The following is an 18,774-nucleotide window of genomic DNA, read 5'->3' on the forward strand; positions in this document are numbered from 1 at the left end:
TCCCGCACCGATCAAGGCCATTTGGGAAGGTGTCATGACTGCCAACGTCGACGGAGTGCCCGAGAAATTCGCGACACTCGGGCTGACCTACGACGACGTGCTGCTGCTGCCGGGCGCGTCCGAGGTCCTCCCGAACGCGGTCGACACCTCGTCCCGCATCTCCCGCAACGTCCGCGTGAACATCCCGCTGCTCTCGGCGGCGATGGACAAGGTCACCGAGTCCCGCATGGCCATCGCCATGGCGCGGCAGGGTGGCGTGGGCGTGCTGCACCGCAACCTGTCGATCGAGGACCAGGTCAACCAGGTCGACCTCGTGAAGCGCTCCGAGTCCGGCATGGTGACCGACCCGATCACCGTGCATCCGGACGCGACGCTGATGGAGGCCGACGCGCTGTGCGCGAAGTTCCGCATCAGCGGCGTCCCGGTCACCGACCAGGCCGGCAAGCTCCTCGGCATCGTCACCAACCGCGACATGGCCTTCGAGTCGGACCGCAGCCGCCAGGTGCGCGAGGTCATGACCCCGATGCCGCTCGTCACCGGCAAGGTCGGCATCTCCGGCGTGGACGCGATGGAGCTGCTCCGCCGCCACAAGATCGAGAAGCTGCCGCTGGTCGACGACACGGGCATCCTCAAGGGCCTCATCACGGTCAAGGACTTCGTCAAGGCCGAGAAGTACCCGCACGCGGCCAAGGACGCCGAGGGCCGCCTGCTCGTCGGCGCCGCCGTGGGCGCCAGCCCCGAGGCGCTGGAGCGCGCGCAGGGCCTGGCCGCGGCCGGGGTGGACTTCCTGATCGTCGACACGTCCCACGGCCACAACAGCAACGCGCTGAACTGGATGGCGAAGATCAAGTCCAGCGTCGGCGTCGACGTCATCGGCGGCAACGTCGCGACGCGTGACGGTGCCCAGGCCCTGATCGACGCCGGTGTCGACGGCGTCAAGGTCGGCGTGGGTCCCGGCTCCATCTGCACCACCCGTGTGGTCGCCGGTATCGGCGTCCCGCAGGTCACCGCCATCTACGAGGCGGCGCTCGCCGCCCGCGCGGCCGGCGTCCCGGTCATCGGTGACGGCGGTCTGCAGTACTCCGGCGACATCGGCAAGGCGCTCGCCGCCGGTGCCGACACGGTCATGCTGGGCAGCCTGCTCGCCGGGTGCGAGGAGTCCCCGGGCGAGCTGCAGTTCATCAACGGCAAGCAGTTCAAGTCGTACCGCGGCATGGGCTCGCTCGGCGCGATGCAGTCGCGCGGCCAGGGCCGGTCGTACTCCAAGGACCGCTACTTCCAGGCCGAGGTGGCCTCGGACGACAAGCTCGTGCCCGAGGGCATCGAGGGCCAGGTGCCCTACCGCGGCCCGCTGGCCAACGTCCTGCACCAGCTCGTCGGCGGCCTGCGCCAGACCATGGGCTATGTGGGCGCGGCCACCATCGAGGAGATGGAGTCCAAGGGCCGCTTCGTCCGGATCACGTCCGCGGGCCTCAAGGAGAGCCACCCGCACGACATCCAGATGACGGTCGAGGCGCCGAACTACAGCAGGAAGTAACACAGCGCGACGCGTGGGGGCGGTTCCGGCATGTGGCCGGAGCCGCCCCCCGCGCCTGTGTCGGGGATACTGGTAGGCGCTGACGTAGAGGGAAAGGCCACACATCGTGACTGAGATCGAGATCGGGCGCGGCAAGCGCGGCCGCAGGGCGTACGCGTTCGACGACATCGCCGTCGTCCCGAGCCGGCGCACCCGGGACCCGAAGGAGGTCTCGATCGCCTGGCAGATCGACGCCTACCGGTTCGAGCTGCCGTTCCTGGCGGCGCCGATGGACTCGGTCGTATCGCCGCAGACCGCCATCCGCATCGGCGAGCTGGGCGGCCTGGGAGTCCTCAACCTCGAGGGCCTCTGGACCCGGTACGAGGACCCGCAGCCGCTGCTCGACGAGATCGCCGAGATGGACGAGGCGACCGCGACCCGCCGTCTGCAGGAGATCTACGCCGCCCCGATCAAGGAAGAGCTGATCGGGCAGCGCATCAAGGAGGTGCGCGACTCCGGTGTCGTGACCGCCGCCGCGCTCTCCCCGCAGCGCACCGCGCAGTTCTCGAAGGCCGTCGTCGACGCCGGCGTGGACATCTTCGTCATCCGAGGCACGACGGTCTCCGCCGAGCACGTCTCGGGCGCGGCCGAGCCGCTGAACCTGAAGCAGTTCATCTACGAGCTCGACGTCCCGGTCATCGTCGGCGGCTGCGCCACGTACACCGCGGCCCTGCACCTGATGCGCACCGGCGCGGCGGGTGTCCTGGTCGGCTTCGGTGGCGGCGCCGCGCACACCACGCGCAACGTGCTCGGCATCCAGGTCCCGATGGCGACCGCGGTCGCCGACGTGGCCGCGGCCCGCCGCGACTACATGGACGAGTCCGGCGGCCGGTACGTGCACGTCATCGCCGACGGCGGTGTCGGCTGGTCCGGCGACCTGCCGAAGGCCATCGCCTGCGGCGCCGACTCGGTCATGATCGGTTCCCCGCTGGCCCGTGCCACGGACGCGCCCGGCAAGGGCCACCACTGGGGCATGGAGGCCGTCCACGAGGACGTGCCGCGCGGCAAGCTGGTCGACCTGGGCATCGTCGGCACCACCGAGGAGATCCTCGCGGGCCCGTCGCACATCCCGGACGGCTCGATGAACTTCTTCGGCGCCCTGCGCCGCGCGATGGCCACGACGGGCTACAGCGAGCTCAAGGAGTTCCAGCGCGTCGAGGTCACGGTCGCGGACGCCCAGCACAAGCGCTGACGTTCCGGTACTCCGAAGGGGCCCCGCACCGATCGTGGTGCGGGGCCCCTTCGGCGTGGTCCGGCCGGGTCAGCGGGCGGCCTTCTTGGCGCCCGAGAACGCGGCGAAGGCGGCGAGGGCGAAGAACAGGAACGTCAGCGGGTCCTTGGCCTCGTTCCAGGCATCCGTCAGGACACCGAACTCCTGGAGGAGGAGATCGGTGGTCGGGACGTTCAGCTGCTTGCCGATGAGGACGGCGATCCCCACGAGCTGACCGAGGTAGACGGCGCCGAGGGACAGGACCGCGCTGACGACCGGGAGCACCGGGTTGCGGCCGCCGACCTTGCCGGCGGCGAGGCCGACGAGGAAGCCGACACCGACGGCGGCCCAGCCGATCTCGCGCTCGATGCCGCCCATGATCGCCCCGTACACCCCGCCGGAGACGAGCGCCGCGACCAGGGCGGCGACCAGTCCGAGCGCCACGTTGTCCCGGGCGGGCGCGGGCGGCGGCGCCATCGGATAGGGCTGCGGCGCGGCGGAGTCGGCGAACGGGTTGCCGGGCGGCGGAACGGGCTGAGACATGCTGCGGATCCCCCCAGGGACACGTGGCGCACGAATGTGCGAACAGGAGCCCGGAGACTAACAGCCCGCTCCGACACTCCGCCCGGGAGATGTCAGAGCCGGTGGGCCGCGCCCGCCGGGGTGGCGCCCCGGGTGTCGAGGAGCAGCTGGGCCTTGACCGAGAGGCCCTGGAGGTCGTACGTGCGGTGGTGCTGGAGCAGGACCGTCAGGTCGGCGTGGGCGGCGGCCTCGTAGAGGGAGTCGGCGCGGGGGACGGGGAGGTCGCGGACGCGCCAGTCGGGGACGTGCGGGTCGTGGTAGCTGACGGCCGCGCCCAGGTCCATGAGCCGGCGGGCGATCTCGTCGGCGGGGGAGCCCTGGCGGTCGGGCAGGTCCGGCTTGTACGTGATGCCCAGGAGGAGGATCCGGGCGCCGCGGGCCGACTTGCCGTGCTCGTTGAGGAGGGTGGCGGCGCGCTGGACGACGTACCGCGGCATGCGTTCGTTGACCTGCCCGGCGAGTTCGACGAGGCGGAGCGGGCGGTGGGCGCCGACGGTGTCGACGGGGGCGCCGTGGCCGCCGACGCCCGGCCCGGGGCGGAAGGCCTGGAAGCCGAAGGGCTTGGTCTCGGCGCAGCGGATGACGTCCCACAGGTCGACGCCGAGTTCGTGGCAGAGCACCGCCATCTCGTTGACCAGGGCGATGTTGACGTGCCGGAAGTTGGTCTCCAGGAGCTTGACCGTCTCCGCCTCGCGGGGGCCACGCGCGCGTACCACCTTGTCGGTGAGCCGGCCGTAGAACGCTGCCGCCGACTCGGTGCAGGCCGGGGTGAGGCCGCCGATGACCTTGGGGGTGCCGGCGAAGCCGTGGCTACGGCTGCCGGGGTCGAGGCGGCCGGGGGAGTACGCGAGGTGGAAGTCGCGCCCGGCCCGCAGGCCCGAGCCGGCTTCGAGCAGGTCGCGGAGCAGGCCCTCGGTGGTGCCCGGCGGGACGGGGGATTCGAGGAGGACGGTGGTGTGGGGGCGCAGCCGGGCGGCGAGCACGCGCGCGGAGTCGGTGACGGCGGTGAGGTCGAGCGTGCGGTCGGGGCCGAGGGGGGTCGGCGCGCAGAGGACGGCGGTGCGGACCCGGCCGAGTTCGGCGGGGTCGGTGGTCGGCCGGAAGCCCCCCGAGAGCATCCGGCGGATCTCGGGGACGGTGAGCGAGCCGTCGACCGGGGAGCGGCCGGCGGCGAGATCGGCGGCGGCGCGGGGATCGGTGTCGTAGCCGACGGTGGCGATGCCTGCGGCGGTGGCGGCCTGGGCGAGGGGGAGTCCGTGGTGGCCGAGGCCGATGACGGCGAGATCAGCGGGCATGAGGGGTGGACCGTCCTTCCCAGTAGCCGGAGGGGACGCGACGCGCAAGCCCGGTGGACAGAACGGGTCGAGCGCAATGTCAGACTAGGCGTAAATATGACCGATATGCGGCATTGTGGGGCCGAAGGTCGCCGAGTGTTATCCACAGGTCGGTGGTGGGGCGGTGGCTGAAGTCGCGGGGGCGGGACAGAATCGAGCTGTGAGCCGGACCGCACGGGCCCGGTTCGCGGCACGTGTACGCAGGGTTCGTGCGCGTACGGCGAGTGCATGTGCGGCTCGTGTACGTACGGCTCGTGCGCGTACGGCGTGTGCGGGACAGACGGGGGACGACGGGAGGCAGCAGCCGTGAGGACAGCGACACTGGGACCCGCCGAGCGCACCGAAGCGCTCGCGGCCATGGCGGAGCGCGAGCTGGACGTGCTGGTCGTCGGCGCCGGAGTGGTCGGCGCCGGGACGGCACTCGACGCCGTCACGAGAGGGCTCTCCACCGGCATCGTCGAGGCCCGCGACTGGGCCTCCGGCACTTCAAGCCGGTCGAGCAAGCTCATCCACGGCGGCCTGCGCTACCTGGAGATGCTGGACTTCGCCCTGGTCAGAGAGGCCCTCAAGGAGCGCGGACTGCTCCTGAAGCGGCTCGCACCCCACCTGGTGAAGCCGGTCCCGTTCCTGTACCCGCTCCAGCACAAGGGCTGGGAGCGGTTCTACGCCGGCTCCGGCGTCGCGCTGTACGACGCGATGTCCCTCTCCTCGGGCCACGGCCGGGGCCTCCCCGTCCACCGGCACCTCTCCCGGCGCCGAGCCCTCCGTGTCGCCCCCTGCCTCAAGAAGGACGCCCTGGTCGGCGCCCTCCAGTACTACGACGCCCAGATGGACGACGCCCGGTTCGTCACCACCCTCGTGCGCACCGCCGCCTCCTACGGCGCCCTGGCCGCGAGCAGGGCCCGGGTCGTCGGATTCCTGCGCGAGGGGGAGCGGGTCGTCGGCGCCCGCGTCCAGGACGTCGAGGCCGGCGTCGCGTACGAGATCCGCGCCCGGCAGATCGTCAACGCCACCGGTGTGTGGACCGACGACACCCAGGCCCTCATCGGGGAGCGCGGCCAGTTCCACGTCCGCGCCTCCAAGGGCATCCACCTCGTCGTCCCCAAGGACCGCATCCATTCCACCACCGGGCTCATCCTGCGCACCGAGAAGTCCGTGCTCTTCGTGATCCCCTGGGGACGCCACTGGATCGTCGGCACCACCGACACCGAGTGGGACCTCGACAAGGCCCATCCGGCCGCGTCCAGCGCCGACATCGACTACCTCCTGGAGCATGTGAACACGGTGCTCGGCACCCCGCTCACCCGCGACGACGTCGAGGGCGTCTACGCGGGCCTGCGGCCGCTGCTCGCCGGCGAGTCGGACGCCACGAGCAAGCTCTCGCGCGAGCACACCGTCGCCCACCCCGTCCCCGGCCTGGTCGTGGTGGCCGGAGGCAAGTACACGACGTACCGCGTCATGGCCAAGGACGCCGTCGACGAGGTGGTACACGCCCTCGATCCTGGGGCATCCCCTGCACGAAGTGCTTGGGGAAGCGTCGCCCCATGCGTCACCGAGGACACCCCGCTCCTCGGCGCCGAGGGGTACCGGGCCCTGTGGAACGCCCGGGGCAGGATCGCCGCGCGGACCGGCCTCCACGTCGTCCGCGTCGAGCATCTCCTCAACCGCTACGGCTCCCTGACGGAGGAGATCCTCGACCTCGTCGCCCAGGACCCCGCCCTCGGCCAACCGCTCGCGGCGGCCGACGACTACCTGCGCGCCGAGATCGTCTACGCCGCCTCGCACGAGGGCGCGCGCCACCTCGACGACGTCCTGACCCGGCGCACCAGGATCTCCATCGAGACCTTCGACCGGGGCACGCTCAGCGCACGCGAGTGCGCGGAGCTCATGGCACCGGTCCTCGGCTGGGACGAGCACCAGATCGAGAAGGAGGTCGAGCACTACGAGAAGCGGGTCGAGGCGGAGCGGGAGTCGCAGCGGCAGCCCGACGACCTGACGGCGGACGCCGCCCGGCTGGGGGCGCCGGACATCGTGCCGATCTGACCGGACGTCCGGGGCGCCCGCGTCCGGTGGGAACCTGGGGGGTGTGCGGAGGCGTCGTCATCCCGGAGTGAGGACCCGGGGGCGCCGCCCGTCCGAAGGTGAGGGACAATGGCCTCTCTTCCAGGGCGGGTTACCGCATCGCGCGGGAAGCGGCAGACGCGGCGAAGATCAGGGATCGCAGAGGGGACGCATGTCGGAGGCGGAGCAGTCGCGGGACACGGCGAAGGACCCCGGGCGGGACGCCGCCGCGGGGGCCGCGACCGACGGCGACAAAGGAGCGATCCCGGCCGCGCGTGAACCGGCACGGGACGCGAAGGACGCGCAGGTCAAGCGGGGTACGGGCGATGCCGGGACCTCGGCGGACGCGGGTGGGACGGCTGACGCCGGAGACTCGGATGTCCGGGCTTCGGGTGCGGGGGCCTCGGGTGTCCGGGCTTCGGATCCGGAGGCCTCGCCGGACGCGGGTGCCTCGGCTGCGCGGGACGTGAGGGGCGCTCAGGACGCCTCAGGTCCCGAGGACCCTCGGGATGCCCAGGGCGCCAAGGGCTCTGACGGCGTGTCGTCCGATCGGGCGGCGGCGGGTTCGGGTGCGAGCCCTGGCGAGGACGCGGGTGCGGCCGGGCGGCTGCGCGGGACCGAGCCGTCGACCGGACGGGCCGGGTTCGGCGCGGGCGACGGTGACGGCGAGAGCGACCGCCGACCGCGCGGCACCGGCGGCGACAGGCTGCGCAAGGCCCCGGCCGGAGAAGGCCGCCTGCTCGCGGGCCGCTACCGGCTCGGCGTGGTCCTCGGCCGCGGCGGCATGGGCACGGTCTGGCGCGCGGTCGACGAGACCCTCGGCCGTACCGTCGCCGTCAAGGAACTCCGCTTCCCCACCAGCATCGACGAGGACGAGAAGCGACGCCTCATCACCCGGACCCTGCGCGAGGCGAAGGCCATCGCCCGGATCCGCAACAACGGCGCCGTGACCGTGTACGACGTCGTCGACGAGGACGACCGCCCGTGGATCGTCATGGAACTCATCGAGGGCAAGTCCCTCGCGGACGCCGTGCGCGAGGACGGCACGCTCACGCCCCGACGCGCCGCCGAGGTCGGCCTCGCCATCCTCGACGTGCTGCGTTCGGCGCACCGCGAGGGCATCCTGCACCGTGACGTGAAGCCGTCCAACGTGCTGATCGCAGAGGACGGCCGGGTCGTCCTCACCGACTTCGGCATCGCCCAGGTGGAGGGCGACCCCTCGATCACCTCCACCGGCATGCTCGTCGGCGCCCCCTCGTACATCTCGCCGGAGCGCGCCCGCGGCCACAAGCCCGGTCCCGCCGCCGACATGTGGTCGCTCGGCGGTCTCCTGTACGCGGCGGTCGAGGGCAGCCCGCCGTACGACAAGGGCTCCGCCATCGCCACCCTCACGGCCGTGATGACCGAGTCGGTCGACCCCCCGAAGAACGCCGGACCCGAGCTCGAGAAGGTCATCTACGGCCTCCTCGCCAAGGACCCCGCCCAGCGACTCGACGACGGCGGCGCGCGCGTCCTGCTGCGGGCCGTGCTCGACGCGCCCGCGGTGGCGCCCGAGGCCTCCCCCGAGGCCACCATGGTCGTACCGCTGCCGCCGCGCCCCGAGCGGACGCCCGTAACCCCGGCCACCGGCCAGGACAAGGCGCCCGAGGCGCCCGCCGACCGGATGCGGGGCGCCCTGAAGTCCGTGCGCAACGCGGCGGCCTCCGTGAAGGCCGAGCCCCCGGCGGGCACGCGGTCGAACGCGGGCGGTGCCGGCGTGAACACGGCTGCGGGCTCCGCCGCGCGGCAGGTAGCGGGCAGGCCGACCCCGGCCCGCGCCTCGCTGACCGACGTCGTACCGCGCCGCACGCTGGTGATCATCGCCGCCGTCGCCGTGCTCGCCCTGCTCGGAACGATCTTCGCGGTCTCGCTCAACGGCGACGGCGACGGGGGCAACCAGGGCAAGGAGACCGGCGGCACCGCGGCCTCGGCCGGCGCCACGGCGGGCGGTGACGCCTCCGGCGGCTCCGCGGGCTCCGACGGCGGCAAGGGCGAGACGCCCGGCGGCCCCGGCCAGCAGGGCGGCGCGCAGCCCGGCGACACCGGCTCCACGGGGACGGGGTCGACGGGCGCCGACGGTACGACGGGTTCCACCGGCGGCTCGGACGGCAGCAGCGTGACGCCGTCCGGCAAGCCCGGCGGGGACACGGGCGCGCAGCTGCCCGCGGGCTACACCCTCGTCACCAACGAGCGCTTCCACTTCTCCATGGCGATGCCGTCGACGTTCAAGGGCCGCGCGATACCGGGCTACAGCGGCGGCGCGGTATTCAGTGAGAGCGGTGGCTTCCCGCGGATCCAGGTCGACTTCAACGCCAGCCCGAAGGACGACGCGGCGGCCGCCTGGGAGCTGGGCAAGATCGGTGTCGCCGCCACCAGCAAGGGCTACAAGCACTTCGGCATCAGGACGGTCTCGTACAAGGGCTACCCGACCGTCGCCGACTGGGAGTTCGAGCGCGTCCAGCAGAACATGCGCGTCCATGTGCTCAACCGCGGCTTCAAGGTGGACGCCAGGCACGGCTACTCCATCATGATCAGCTGCAAGGCGGAGGAGTGGAACGGCGCGGAGTGCAAGACGCTGCGGGATACGGCGTTCGCCACGTTCAGCCCCAAGGACTGACCGGCGCCACGTATCGTGAGAGTTCGGGGACGGTACGCAGCCGAAAAAGGCCGATAACTGCACGGTGCCGGACCGGAATTGTCGGACTCGCGTGATCCCGCCCGATCCCGAGGGATCCGCGGGCCCACGGGGGACAGCGTGCGCGCGTGGGGAGGCGTCGTGGACGACTACGCGGGAAGGGTGCTCGCGGACCGCTACCGCCTGCCGCTGCCGCCGGCGGACGTGGACGCGGGCGCGGACGCGTACGACCCGGCAGAGACGCGCGCCTTCGACACGTACAGCGGGCAGGAGGTCCTGGTCCGCCGGGTGTCGCTGCCGGAGTTCGTCGACGCCGAGGTGGTCGACGACGAGGGCGGCCGCGCCGGTTCCTACGGCGGCGCGGGGCGGGCGACCCGCCGCCCCGCCGAGCCCGTCGTCCGCCGGGCGATCGAGGCGGCCCAGGCCGCCGCGCAGATCCCCGACCACCCCCTCCTCGACCAGGTCTTCGACGTCTTCGCGGAGGCCGGCTCGCTGTGGATAGTGAGCGAACGCGTGGCGGCCCGGCCGCTCTCCGCGCTGCTCGCCGAGCGGCCCCTGAACCCGTACCGGGCTGCCGAGATCGGCGCCGACGTCCTCACCGCCCTGCGCGCGCTCCACGCCCACGGCTGGGTGCACCGGAACATCACCTCCCGGACCGTACTCGTCTGCGACGACGGCCGCGTGGTCCTCTCGGGCCTCGCGGTGGGCGCCGCGGAGGAGGCCCTGTGCGGGTACGCGCCCGTACCGGAGCAGGAGCCGGACCTGGGGCCGGGGCCGCAGGAGGCGGACGAGTACGGGCCCGGCCTGTACGAGGCCGAGGTCTACGAGGAGACGGACGAGCACGTCCCTTACGGGGCGGACGAGGCCGAGGCCGAGGCCGAGGAGCTGGAGGAGGAGGCGGGCGAGGAACGGGACCACGGCGCAGATGGGTACGGTCTTGAGCCGTACGCCGACGAGCCGTACGCCGTCGAGACGTACGACCCCGAGCCGTACGCGGCCGAGACGTACGCCGTCGGACCGTACGCGTCCGAGCCGAGCGGCGACGCCGCTGAGCCGTATGCGCCCGAGCCGTATGACGCTGAGCCGTACGGCCACGACTCGTACGGCTCCGACACGTACGCCACCGAAGCCGACGACTCCGCCGACCCCGCCGAAGCCGACGACCCCGTCTCTCCCTACGGGACCGGGCCCGGGCCCGGTGGGTACGGCACCGACCCGTACGGGCGTTCCGCGCCGCCCGCCGCCGAGACGCAGCCCGCCGCCGTGCCGCCCACCGCCGACGTGCGGGCCGCGCGGGCCGGGGCCATCGCCGCCTACCGGGCCGGGGCCCGTGCCGCGGCCCGGCTCGGCGAGAGCGGGGCGCTCCCCGTCCAGCGCCCCGCGCCCACGGACCCGCCCGCGCCGCCCCCCGCGCCGAGGGCGCAGGCGGCGAACGCGCCCGAGCCGCAGTGGTGGGCGAGGGTGGCGGACGACGACGAGGACGACGAGGACGACGGCGACGAGCCGTACGGCGGCGGCCCGCAGTCAGGCCCCCAACCAGGCCCCCGACCAGGCCCCCAGTCCGGCCCGCCGCCGCGCGTGATGCTGGCCGGCAGCTGGAGCGACGGCCCGCACGCCTCGCGCGACGGTTCCGGGCCGATCCCCGCCGGTGGCGGCCGCGTGCTGCCGGGTTCGGGACGCCCCGCCCTGCCCGCCGGCTACACCCCCGCGTCCCCGGACCCCGCGCGGCTCCCGGCCCCCGCCGGCGACCGGGACGAAGCTCCGGTCGCCATCCCCGCCCAGGCGGACCGCGGTCCCACCACCCGGCTCGCCGCCGAGCGCGCCCGGCAGACCCGGATCGCGGTCGTCGGCGCCGTCACCGAGCGCTGGGCCCCCGAACAGGCCGGGCCCGTCCACGAGAACTGGCGCCTCGCGCCGCCCATCGGCCCCGCCACCGACCTGTGGGCACTCGGCGCGCTCCTCTACCGGGCCGTGCAGGGCCACGCCCCCTACCCGGAGGACAGCGCCGCCGAGCTCGTCCAGCTGGTCTGCGCCGAACCGCCCGCCTTCGCCGAGGAGTGCGGCCCCCTCCGCCCGGTCGTGGAGTCCCTGCTGCGCCAGGACCCCACCGAGCGGCCCGACTTCGAGGAGCTGCGCGGCTGGCTGCGTTCCCTCGTGCGCTCGGCGCCGGAGCCGGAGGCCGGTGTCGGAGTCGTACCGCTGCCGTCCTTCGACGAGAAGCGGCTGCCGATCGTGCGCCGGCGGGGCGAGTTGGTGCGCCGTCGGCGCGGGGGAGCGGGGGCGGGCCGGCACCGCCACAAGCGCGGCAAGGACCCGCGCCCCGCCCGCCGCGAGGACGCGTTCCCGCATGAGCACGGGCCCGACCCCGTAGGGGCCGACACCCGGGAGCAGTTCCACGAGCCGCCTCACGAGTCGTTCCAGGAGCCGTACAGCGAGCCGTATCGCGAGCCGTACCAGGAGTCCTTCCACGAGGAGATCCCGCAGCGCGCCCCCCGCTCGCCCCGGCCTCCCCGCACCCCCAGGGCCTCGCGATCCTCCCGATCGCCCCGCGCCCCGCGCCCGTCGTCGTCCGCACACCCCCCGGGCTCCCCGCGCGCCCTCGGCCGTACGCTCCTGATCCTCGTCTTCCTCCTGCTCGGCGGCGCCGTCGCGTACGCCGTCCTCTTCCTGCCCGGTGAGGGGGAGACGCCCACCGGGCCGACCACGCCCACCGCCGGCCGGACCCCGGGCACCACCCCGCCGACGCCCACGGCCCGTCCGTCGACCGGCACGCCGTCGCCGTCCGCCGTGCCGCGCACCACCCCGCCCGCCGCGGATCCCTCGGCTCCCGCGCTCGCCGCCGGGTACGCGGTGCGCCAGGACCCGGAGGGGTTCCGGATCGGGGTGCCGAACGGCTGGCGCCGCAGCCCGATCAACGACGCCGGGCAAGTGCGCTACACCGGCGGCGACTTCACGATGATCGTGGTGCCCGGCCGCGACAGCGTCCGTGACAACGGCTCCGATCCGCTGGAGTACCAGAGCACCAGGGAACGCGAACTGGAGCCGTGGCGGGCGTCGAGCTGGTCGCGGGTGGAGAAGGCCCGCCGGGTGGACATCGGCCGGACGCCGACGGCCGAAGGCCATTACGTCTGGCTGGACGGCACGGGCCGCGAGGTGTTCGTGCGCAACCTCGCCATGATCGACGGCGGCAGGTACCACGTCGTCCTCGTCATCGGTCCGGAGGGCGAGCGCGACAAGGTCTCCGAGATCTACGGGGAGGCCACCAAGGCGTTCCGTCCGGGGCGCTGAACCGGCCGGAGCGACCGCGGAGCCCGGCCCGAGCGCCGGAACGTCACCAGCCCCCGGTCACAGTGCTGTTCCTATGTCCGCCCCGAGGTTCCGCCGCCCGTGCCCCCCTCCGTAACCTGGCATCCGAAGGAACGGGCGGGGGCAAGTGGAACATTCTCAGAGCACAGGGTCGGGGCTGCTGCTCGCCGGTCGCTACCGGCTGGGCGAGTCCATCGGGCGCGGCGGCATGGGCAAGGTCTGGCGCGCCCACGACGAGGTGCTGCACCGCGTGGTGGCGGTCAAGGAGTTGACGGCGGGCCGGTTCGTGGCGGAGGCCGACCGGCTCGTGCTGCACGCCCGTACGCAGAAGGAGGCGCGGGCCGCCGCGCGGATCACCCACCCGGGTGTGGTGACCGTCCATGACGTCCTGGAGCACGACGACCGGCCGTGGATCGTGATGCAGTACGTCGACGGGCCGTCGCTCGCCGACGCCGCCAAGGAGGCGGGCACGATCGAGCCCCGCGAGGCGGCCAGGATCGGGCTGCACGTCCTCGGCGCGCTGCGCGCCGCGCACGCGGCCGGGGTGCTGCACCGGGACGTCAAGCCGGGCAACGTACTCCTGGCGCGCGACGGGCGCGTCCTGATCACCGACTTCGGGATCGCGGCGATCGAGGGGGACTCGACGATCACCCGGACCGGTGAACTCGTCGGTTCCATCGACTATCTGGCGCCCGAGCGGGTACGGGGCGGCGACCCGGGTCCCGCCTCCGACCTCTGGTCCCTCGGTGCGACCCTGTACACGGCGGTGGAGGGCACGTCGCCGTTCCGCCGCACCTCCCCGATCAGCACCATGCAGGCCGTGGTCACCGAGGAGCCGCCGCATCCGGAGAAGGCGGGGCCGCTGGCGTCCGTCATCGTGGCCCTGCTGCGCAAGGACCCGGCGCACCGCCCGCGCGCGGACGAGGCCGAGCGGATGCTGCTCGACGCGATGGAGGGGCGTACGCCGGAGGCGGCGCAGGCGTACGTACCGACCCAGCGCGTGGCCAGGGAGGCGCTGGACCCGGCGGCGGACGGGGCCGGCTTCGGCCTTGGCCTGGTGGAGCTGAGCGAGGAGGACGGCGGCGAGGGCGCGCGGCACGCCACCGGGCCGACGGGTGTCTCCCGCGCGTCCGGTCCGGCCCGTACCGCCCAGTGGCCCCATCCGGCGCAGAGCTCCGAGGCCCGTGGGAACAACCACCCTGCCGCCTCTCCGCCCACCGTGGTGCCGCCGCCCGCTCCTCCCCGGTCCGGTCCGTCCGCGTCCGGTCCTTCCGCGTCCGCGTCCGTTGCCGGCCGGGGCCGTTGGCGTACCGCCGTGCTCGCGGCCCTGCTCGCCGGGGTCGTCGCGGGCGGCGCCGTCTTCGCCGCCATGAACTACGCGGGCGGCGACCGGGGCGACGCCGGCGGCGGCCGGACCACGACCACCGGCCCGGCCCCCACCACCCGGGGCACCGCGGACGACGTGCCGGCCGGCTGGCACCGCGTCGACGACCCGGCCGGCTTCAGCCTCCTCGTACCGGACGGCTGGAAGCGGCAGAAGGAGGGCGACCAGATCGACTACACCCCGGACAACGGCCGCCACCGCATCCGGATCAGCATCGACCGGAGCCCCGACTTCGAGAACCCGTACATGCACGCCCTCGACCTGGAGCGCGTCCTGCAGAAGCGGATGGACTACACCCGGATCAAGCTCGGTCAGGTCACGTACCGCGACCAGGTCCGCTCCTGCCAGTGGGAGTTCACCTGGACCGAGAAGAAGGACTTCCCCGGCCCGCGGCACGCGATCGACCTGATGTACTACGAGGACGACGGTACGGAGTACGCCGTGTACATGTCGTCACCGGAATCGAGCTGGGAGACGACCCGCGAGCAGTTCGACATCGTCATACAGCACTGGCGGGCGCCGGGCGACTGAACCGGCCGTGCGGGCCGGAAAAATCTCCGCGCCGGGCCCTCGGCGGCCGTAAGCCCCTGATCAGGGCTTATGTGCCAGTGATCGCTGGCGCGATATGCGCGCCCGGTGAAAACGCATTACCGACGGGTACCCAAAGGGCGGCACGCCGCCTACGCTCGGCCTCATGACGGACTCGCAGGCACTCACCGCCCCCTCGGTTCCCGACGCCCCCGCCAAGGCCGGAGCGGCAGCCCCCGCCGGCGCCACCAACCCGGTCGCGCCCGCGCCCGCCGGCGCGCGTACCGCCGCCGACGTCGTGACGCCCGAGGTGGTCGCCCGGCTCGTCCGCGGTGTCGTCGGCTCCGGCCGTACGGCCAACCACAGCCCGTTCACCGGGGAGAAGCTGGCGGACCTGCCCGAGTCCACCCCCGAGGACGTCGCCGAGGCCTTCACGCGCGCGCGTGCCGCCCAGGAGGCCTGGGCCGCCACCCCGGTCAGGGCCCGCGCCGCCGTCCTCCTCCGCTTCCACGACCTCATCCTCCAGCGCCAGTCCGAGGTCCTCGACCTCATCCAGCTGGAGACGGGCAAGGCGCGGCTGCACGCCCACGAGGAGGTGCTGGCCGTGGTCGTCGTCGCCCGCCACTACGGCCGCAACGCCTCCTCGTACCTGCGCCCGCGCCGCCACACCGGCGTCGTCCCGACCCTCACCAAGGTCACCGAGCTGCGCCACCCGCGCGGAGTCGTCGGCCAGATCGCCCCCTGGAACTACCCGCTCGAACTCTCCGTGGGCGACGCGCTCCCCGCCTTCGTCGCGGGCAACGCCATCGTCATGAAGCCCGACACGGAGACCGCGCTCACGGCGCTGTGGGCCCGTGACCTGCTCATCGAGGCAGGGCTGCCCGCCGAGGTCTTCCAGGTCGTCCTCGGTGAGGGCCCGGTCGTCGGCCCCGAGGTCGTCAAGCACGCCGACTACGTCTCCTTCACCGGCTCCACCCGTACCGGCCGCGAGGTCGCCCAGAGCGCCGCCGCCCGGCTCGTCGGCGTCACCCTCGAACTCGGCGGCAAGAACGCGATGCTCGTCCTCAAGGACGCCGACGTCGAGAAGGCCGCCGCCGGAGCCGTCCGCGCCTGCTTCTCCTCCGCCGGTCAGCTCTGCATCGCCATCGAGCGCCTGTACGTGCACGAGTCGGTCGCCGACGACTTCGTCTCCCGTTTCGCGGCCCGTACGAAGGCGATGCGGCTCGGCAACTCCCTCGCGTACGGGGCCGACATGGGCTCCCTCGTCGGCGAACGGCAGCTGGAGACGGTCACGAAGCACGTCGAGGAGGCCGTCGCCAAGGGCGCCACGGTCATCGCCGGCGGTGTCGCCCGCCCCGACATCGGCCCCCTCTTCTACGAGCCGACCATCCTGGAGGGCGTCGAGGCGCCGATGACGGTCTGCAACGAGGAGACCTTCGGCCCGGTCGTCTCGATCTACCGCTTCCGCGACGAGGACGAGGTCGTCGCCCTCGCCAACGCCACCTCGTACGGCCTGAACTCGTCCGTCTGGACGAAGGACGCGCGCCGCGGCCACGCCATCGCGGCCCGGCTGCACACCGGCACCGTCAACATCAACGAGGCGTACGCCCCCGCCTACGGCAGCGTGCAGGCCCCGATGGGCGGAATGAAGGACTCCGGGATCGGTCGGCGCCACGGCGCGGAGGGCATCCTCAAGTTCACCGAGGCCCAGACCGTCGCCCAGCAGCGGCTCGTCCCGCTCGCGCCCTCCTTCGGGATGGACGACGAGAAGTACGCCGCTTTCATGAGCGTGTCCCTGAGGGCGATGAAGGCCCTGCGCCTGCGCTGAGCCCCCGCTCGTCCTGCCGTCGAGCCCCCGCTCGTCCTGCCGTCGAGTCCCGGCTCGTCCTGCGCCGAGCCGAGGCTCGTCCGCCCGTTCCGCCCTTTTCCGTACGAGGAGAGCCATGACCGCGGTACCCCCTACCCAAAATCAGGAGCAGGCGGAGGACGCCGCGTACGACTACGACGTCCTCGTCGTGGGCTCCGGCTTCGGCGGCTCGGTCACCGCCCTCCGCCTCACGGAGAAGGGCTACCGGGTCGGCGTCCTGGAGGCCGGGCGCCGCTTCACCCGCGCGACCCTGCCGAAGAACTCCTGGGACGTGAAGAACTTCCTGTGGGCCCCCGCGCTCGGCCTCTACGGCATCCAGCGCATCCACCTGCTCGGCAACGTCATGGTGCTCGCGGGCGCGGGCGTCGGAGGCGGCTCCCTCAACTACGCCAACACGCTCTACGAACCGCTGAAGCCGTTCTTCGACGACCCGCAGTGGAAGGACATCACGGACTGGCAGGACGAGCTGCGGCCGTACTACGACCAGGCGAAGCGGATGCTCGGCGTCCGTATCAATCCGACGATGACCCCTTCCGACGTCCACCTGAAGTCCACCGCGCAGGCCATGGGCATCGGCGACACCTTCCACATGGCACCGGTCGGCGTCTTCTTCGGGGACGGTAAGGACGGCGTCGGTACGGCGAAGGCGAAGCCCGGCGGGGAGGTCGCCGACCCCTACTTCGGCGGCGCGGGCCCGACCCGGCGCGCCTGCATCGAATGCGGCGAGTGCATGACCGGCTGCCGTCACGGCGCCAAGAACACCCTCAACGAGAACTACCTCCACCTCGCCGAGAAGGCGGGCGCCGCCGTCCACCCCATGACCACGGTCGTCACCGTCGCCGAGGACTCGCGGGGCGGCTTCGCGGTGAAGACCCTGCCCACCGACCAGCGGAGGAAGGGCAAGGGACGGACGTTCACCGCCCGCCGGGTGGTGATCGCGGCCGGCACGTACGGCACCCAGACCCTGCTGCACCGGATGAAGGACAGCGGACTGCTGCCCGGGATCTCGCACCGGCTCGGCGAACTCACCCGCACCAACTCCGAGGGCCTGGTCGGAGCCCAGACCACCGACCGCCGCTACCGCAAGAGGCACGGCGAGAAGAAGGCCGACTTCACCCGGGGCGTCGCCATCACCTCCTCGATCCACCCCGCCGCCCACACCCACATCGAGCCGGTGCGGTACGGCAAGGGCTCCAACTCGATGGGCAGCCTGACCGTCCTCCAGGTGCCCTACGGGGCCCACCGGGTACGCGACTGGTTCCTCAGCCTGCTCAAGCACCCCACGCTCGCCGTCCGCTCCCTCTCCAACTGGCACTGGTCGGAGCGGACCATCATCGGGCTCGTCATGCAGTCCCTCGACAACTCCCTGACGACGTACCGCAAGCCCGGCGGCCTCGGCAAGGGCCTGCTCACGGCCCGCCAGGGGCACGGGGCGCCGAACCCGGTCCAGATCCCGGAGGCCACCCGGGCCGCCACCCTCCTCGCCGAGGAGATCAACGGCTTCGCCGGCTCCAACATCGGCGAGCTCCTTGGCACCCCGCTCACCGCCCACTTCCTCGGCGGCTGCCCGATCGGCGCCGACGCCGAGTCCGGCGTCATCGACCCGTACCACCGGCTCTACGGCCACCCGGGGATATCCGTCGTCGACGGGGCGGCGATCTCCGCCAACCTCGGCGTCAACCCGTCCCTGACGATCACCGCGCAGGCCGAGCGGGCCATGTCCTTCTGGCCGAACAAGGGCGAGGAGGACACCCGCCCGCGGCAGGGCGAGGCGTACGTACGGCTCACCGCGGTCGAACCGAAGTCCCCCGCGGTCCCGGCCGAGGCCTTCGGCGCCCTGCGGCTGCCCTTCCTCGGCCTGCCGACGGTCCCACCGAAGAAGGCGCAAGCATAGGAAAGGGCGCTGCACCCCCCTCCGAGTGCAGCGCCCCAACCAGCTTTTTGGTGATGCTGCATAGATGACCCGCGACCGACGGAATTGGTTGTAGCGGTTGCGGAGGATGTTCATGTGACGCGCGTCACACCACGTGATCCGCTCGGAGTGCGCACGGGCAAGGGCCCCGTGCCCGCGATTCCGGTCGCGACGGCACGGGGCCCTTGGGGTCGGCACCGGTGTCAGGGCAGCGGCGGTGCCGAGCGGGGCGGCGCCGGGGGGTCGCGCCGCGTGGGGGAGGGAACGGGAGGACGGGGGGATCGGGGAGCTCGGGGGATCGGGAGGATCGGCCGGTTGCGGCCGGTCCCGGGCGTCCCCG

The 18,774-nt window shown here is 73.1% G+C and carries 10 protein-coding genes; 8 read left to right on the plus strand and 2 right to left on the minus strand.

The window, feature by feature from the left end; genetic code table 11:
- Window positions 1-34 precede the first annotated feature (34 nt).
- Both guaB and ABT034_RS10870 read left to right on the plus strand, forming a co-directional pair.
- On the plus strand, window positions 35-1,537 hold the full coding sequence (gene guaB / locus ABT034_RS10865; RefSeq protein WP_351213512.1) for an IMP dehydrogenase: 1,503 nt from the start codon (window positions 35-37) through the stop codon (window positions 1,535-1,537).
- A 106-nt stretch (window positions 1,538-1,643) separates the two neighbouring features.
- Window positions 1,644-2,768: a GuaB3 family IMP dehydrogenase-related protein gene (locus ABT034_RS10870; RefSeq protein ID WP_030549176.1), complete on the plus strand. Its 1,125-nt coding sequence runs from the start codon at window positions 1,644-1,646 to the stop codon at window positions 2,766-2,768.
- 69 nt (window positions 2,769-2,837) lie between these two features.
- Here ABT034_RS10870 and ABT034_RS10875 read toward each other — a convergent pair whose 3' ends face one another.
- Both ABT034_RS10875 and ABT034_RS10880 read right to left on the minus strand, forming a co-directional pair.
- Window positions 2,838-3,329, minus strand: a complete 492-nt coding sequence (locus tag ABT034_RS10875; protein WP_351213515.1) for a hypothetical protein — start codon at window positions 3,327-3,329, stop codon at window positions 2,838-2,840.
- A gap of 92 nt (window positions 3,330-3,421) precedes the next feature.
- Entirely contained in the window at window positions 3,422-4,663 is a 1,242-nt protein-coding gene (locus ABT034_RS10880) for a nucleotide sugar dehydrogenase (protein WP_351213517.1), read from the minus strand.
- A gap of 345 nt (window positions 4,664-5,008) precedes the next feature.
- Here ABT034_RS10880 and ABT034_RS10885 point away from each other — a divergent pair, with 345 nt between their 5' ends.
- The 6 genes from ABT034_RS10885 to ABT034_RS10910 all read left to right on the plus strand — a co-directional run bounded on the left by ABT034_RS10885 (window position 5,009) and on the right by ABT034_RS10910 (window position 18,416).
- On the plus strand, window positions 5,009-6,745 hold the full coding sequence (locus ABT034_RS10885; protein ID WP_351213519.1) for a glycerol-3-phosphate dehydrogenase/oxidase: 1,737 nt from the start codon (window positions 5,009-5,011) through the stop codon (window positions 6,743-6,745).
- Between the two features lie 190 nt (window positions 6,746-6,935).
- Window positions 6,936-9,419, plus strand: a complete 2,484-nt coding sequence (locus tag ABT034_RS10890; RefSeq protein ID WP_502972865.1) for a serine/threonine-protein kinase — start codon at window positions 6,936-6,938, stop codon at window positions 9,417-9,419.
- 159 nt (window positions 9,420-9,578) lie between these two features.
- Complete coding sequence (locus ABT034_RS10895; protein ID WP_351213521.1) at window positions 9,579-12,725, plus strand: serine/threonine kinase C-terminal domain-containing protein; 3,147 nt, start codon at window positions 9,579-9,581, stop codon at window positions 12,723-12,725.
- A gap of 145 nt (window positions 12,726-12,870) precedes the next feature.
- Window positions 12,871-14,658, plus strand: a complete 1,788-nt coding sequence (locus ABT034_RS10900; protein ID WP_351213523.1) for a serine/threonine-protein kinase — start codon at window positions 12,871-12,873, stop codon at window positions 14,656-14,658.
- Window positions 14,659-14,821: 163 nt separating this feature from the next.
- The gene (locus ABT034_RS10905; RefSeq protein ID WP_351213525.1) at window positions 14,822-16,483 is read left to right on the plus strand and encodes a succinic semialdehyde dehydrogenase; all 1,662 of its coding nucleotides are present in this window, start codon (window positions 14,822-14,824) and stop codon (window positions 16,481-16,483) included.
- 115 nt (window positions 16,484-16,598) lie between these two features.
- Entirely contained in the window at window positions 16,599-18,416 is a 1,818-nt protein-coding gene (locus ABT034_RS10910) for a GMC oxidoreductase (RefSeq protein ID WP_351213527.1), read from the plus strand.
- Window positions 18,417-18,774 lie beyond the last annotated feature (358 nt).

Source organism: Streptomyces sp. NPDC002773 (assembly GCF_040295605.1).
In the GTDB taxonomy this organism is placed as follows: Bacteria; Actinomycetota; Actinomycetes; order Streptomycetales; family Streptomycetaceae; genus Streptomyces.

Bases quoted from the DNA above. Each gene is read 5' to 3' on its own strand.
- ABT034_RS10910 (WP_351213527.1), top strand. From the start codon at position 16,599: ATGACCGCGGTACCCCCTACCCAAAATCAGGAGCAGGCGGAGGACGCC.
- ABT034_RS10890 (WP_502972865.1), top strand. From the start codon at position 6,936: ATGTCGGAGGCGGAGCAGTCGCGGGACACGGCGAAGGACCCCGGGCGG.
- ABT034_RS10875 (WP_351213515.1), bottom strand. From the start codon at position 3,329: ATGTCTCAGCCCGTTCCGCCGCCCGGCAACCCGTTCGCCGACTCCGCC.
- ABT034_RS10905 (WP_351213525.1), top strand. From the start codon at position 14,822: ATGACGGACTCGCAGGCACTCACCGCCCCCTCGGTTCCCGACGCCCCC.
- guaB (WP_351213512.1), top strand. From the start codon at position 35: ATGACTGCCAACGTCGACGGAGTGCCCGAGAAATTCGCGACACTCGGG.
- ABT034_RS10880 (WP_351213517.1), bottom strand. From the start codon at position 4,663: ATGCCCGCTGATCTCGCCGTCATCGGCCTCGGCCACCACGGACTCCCC.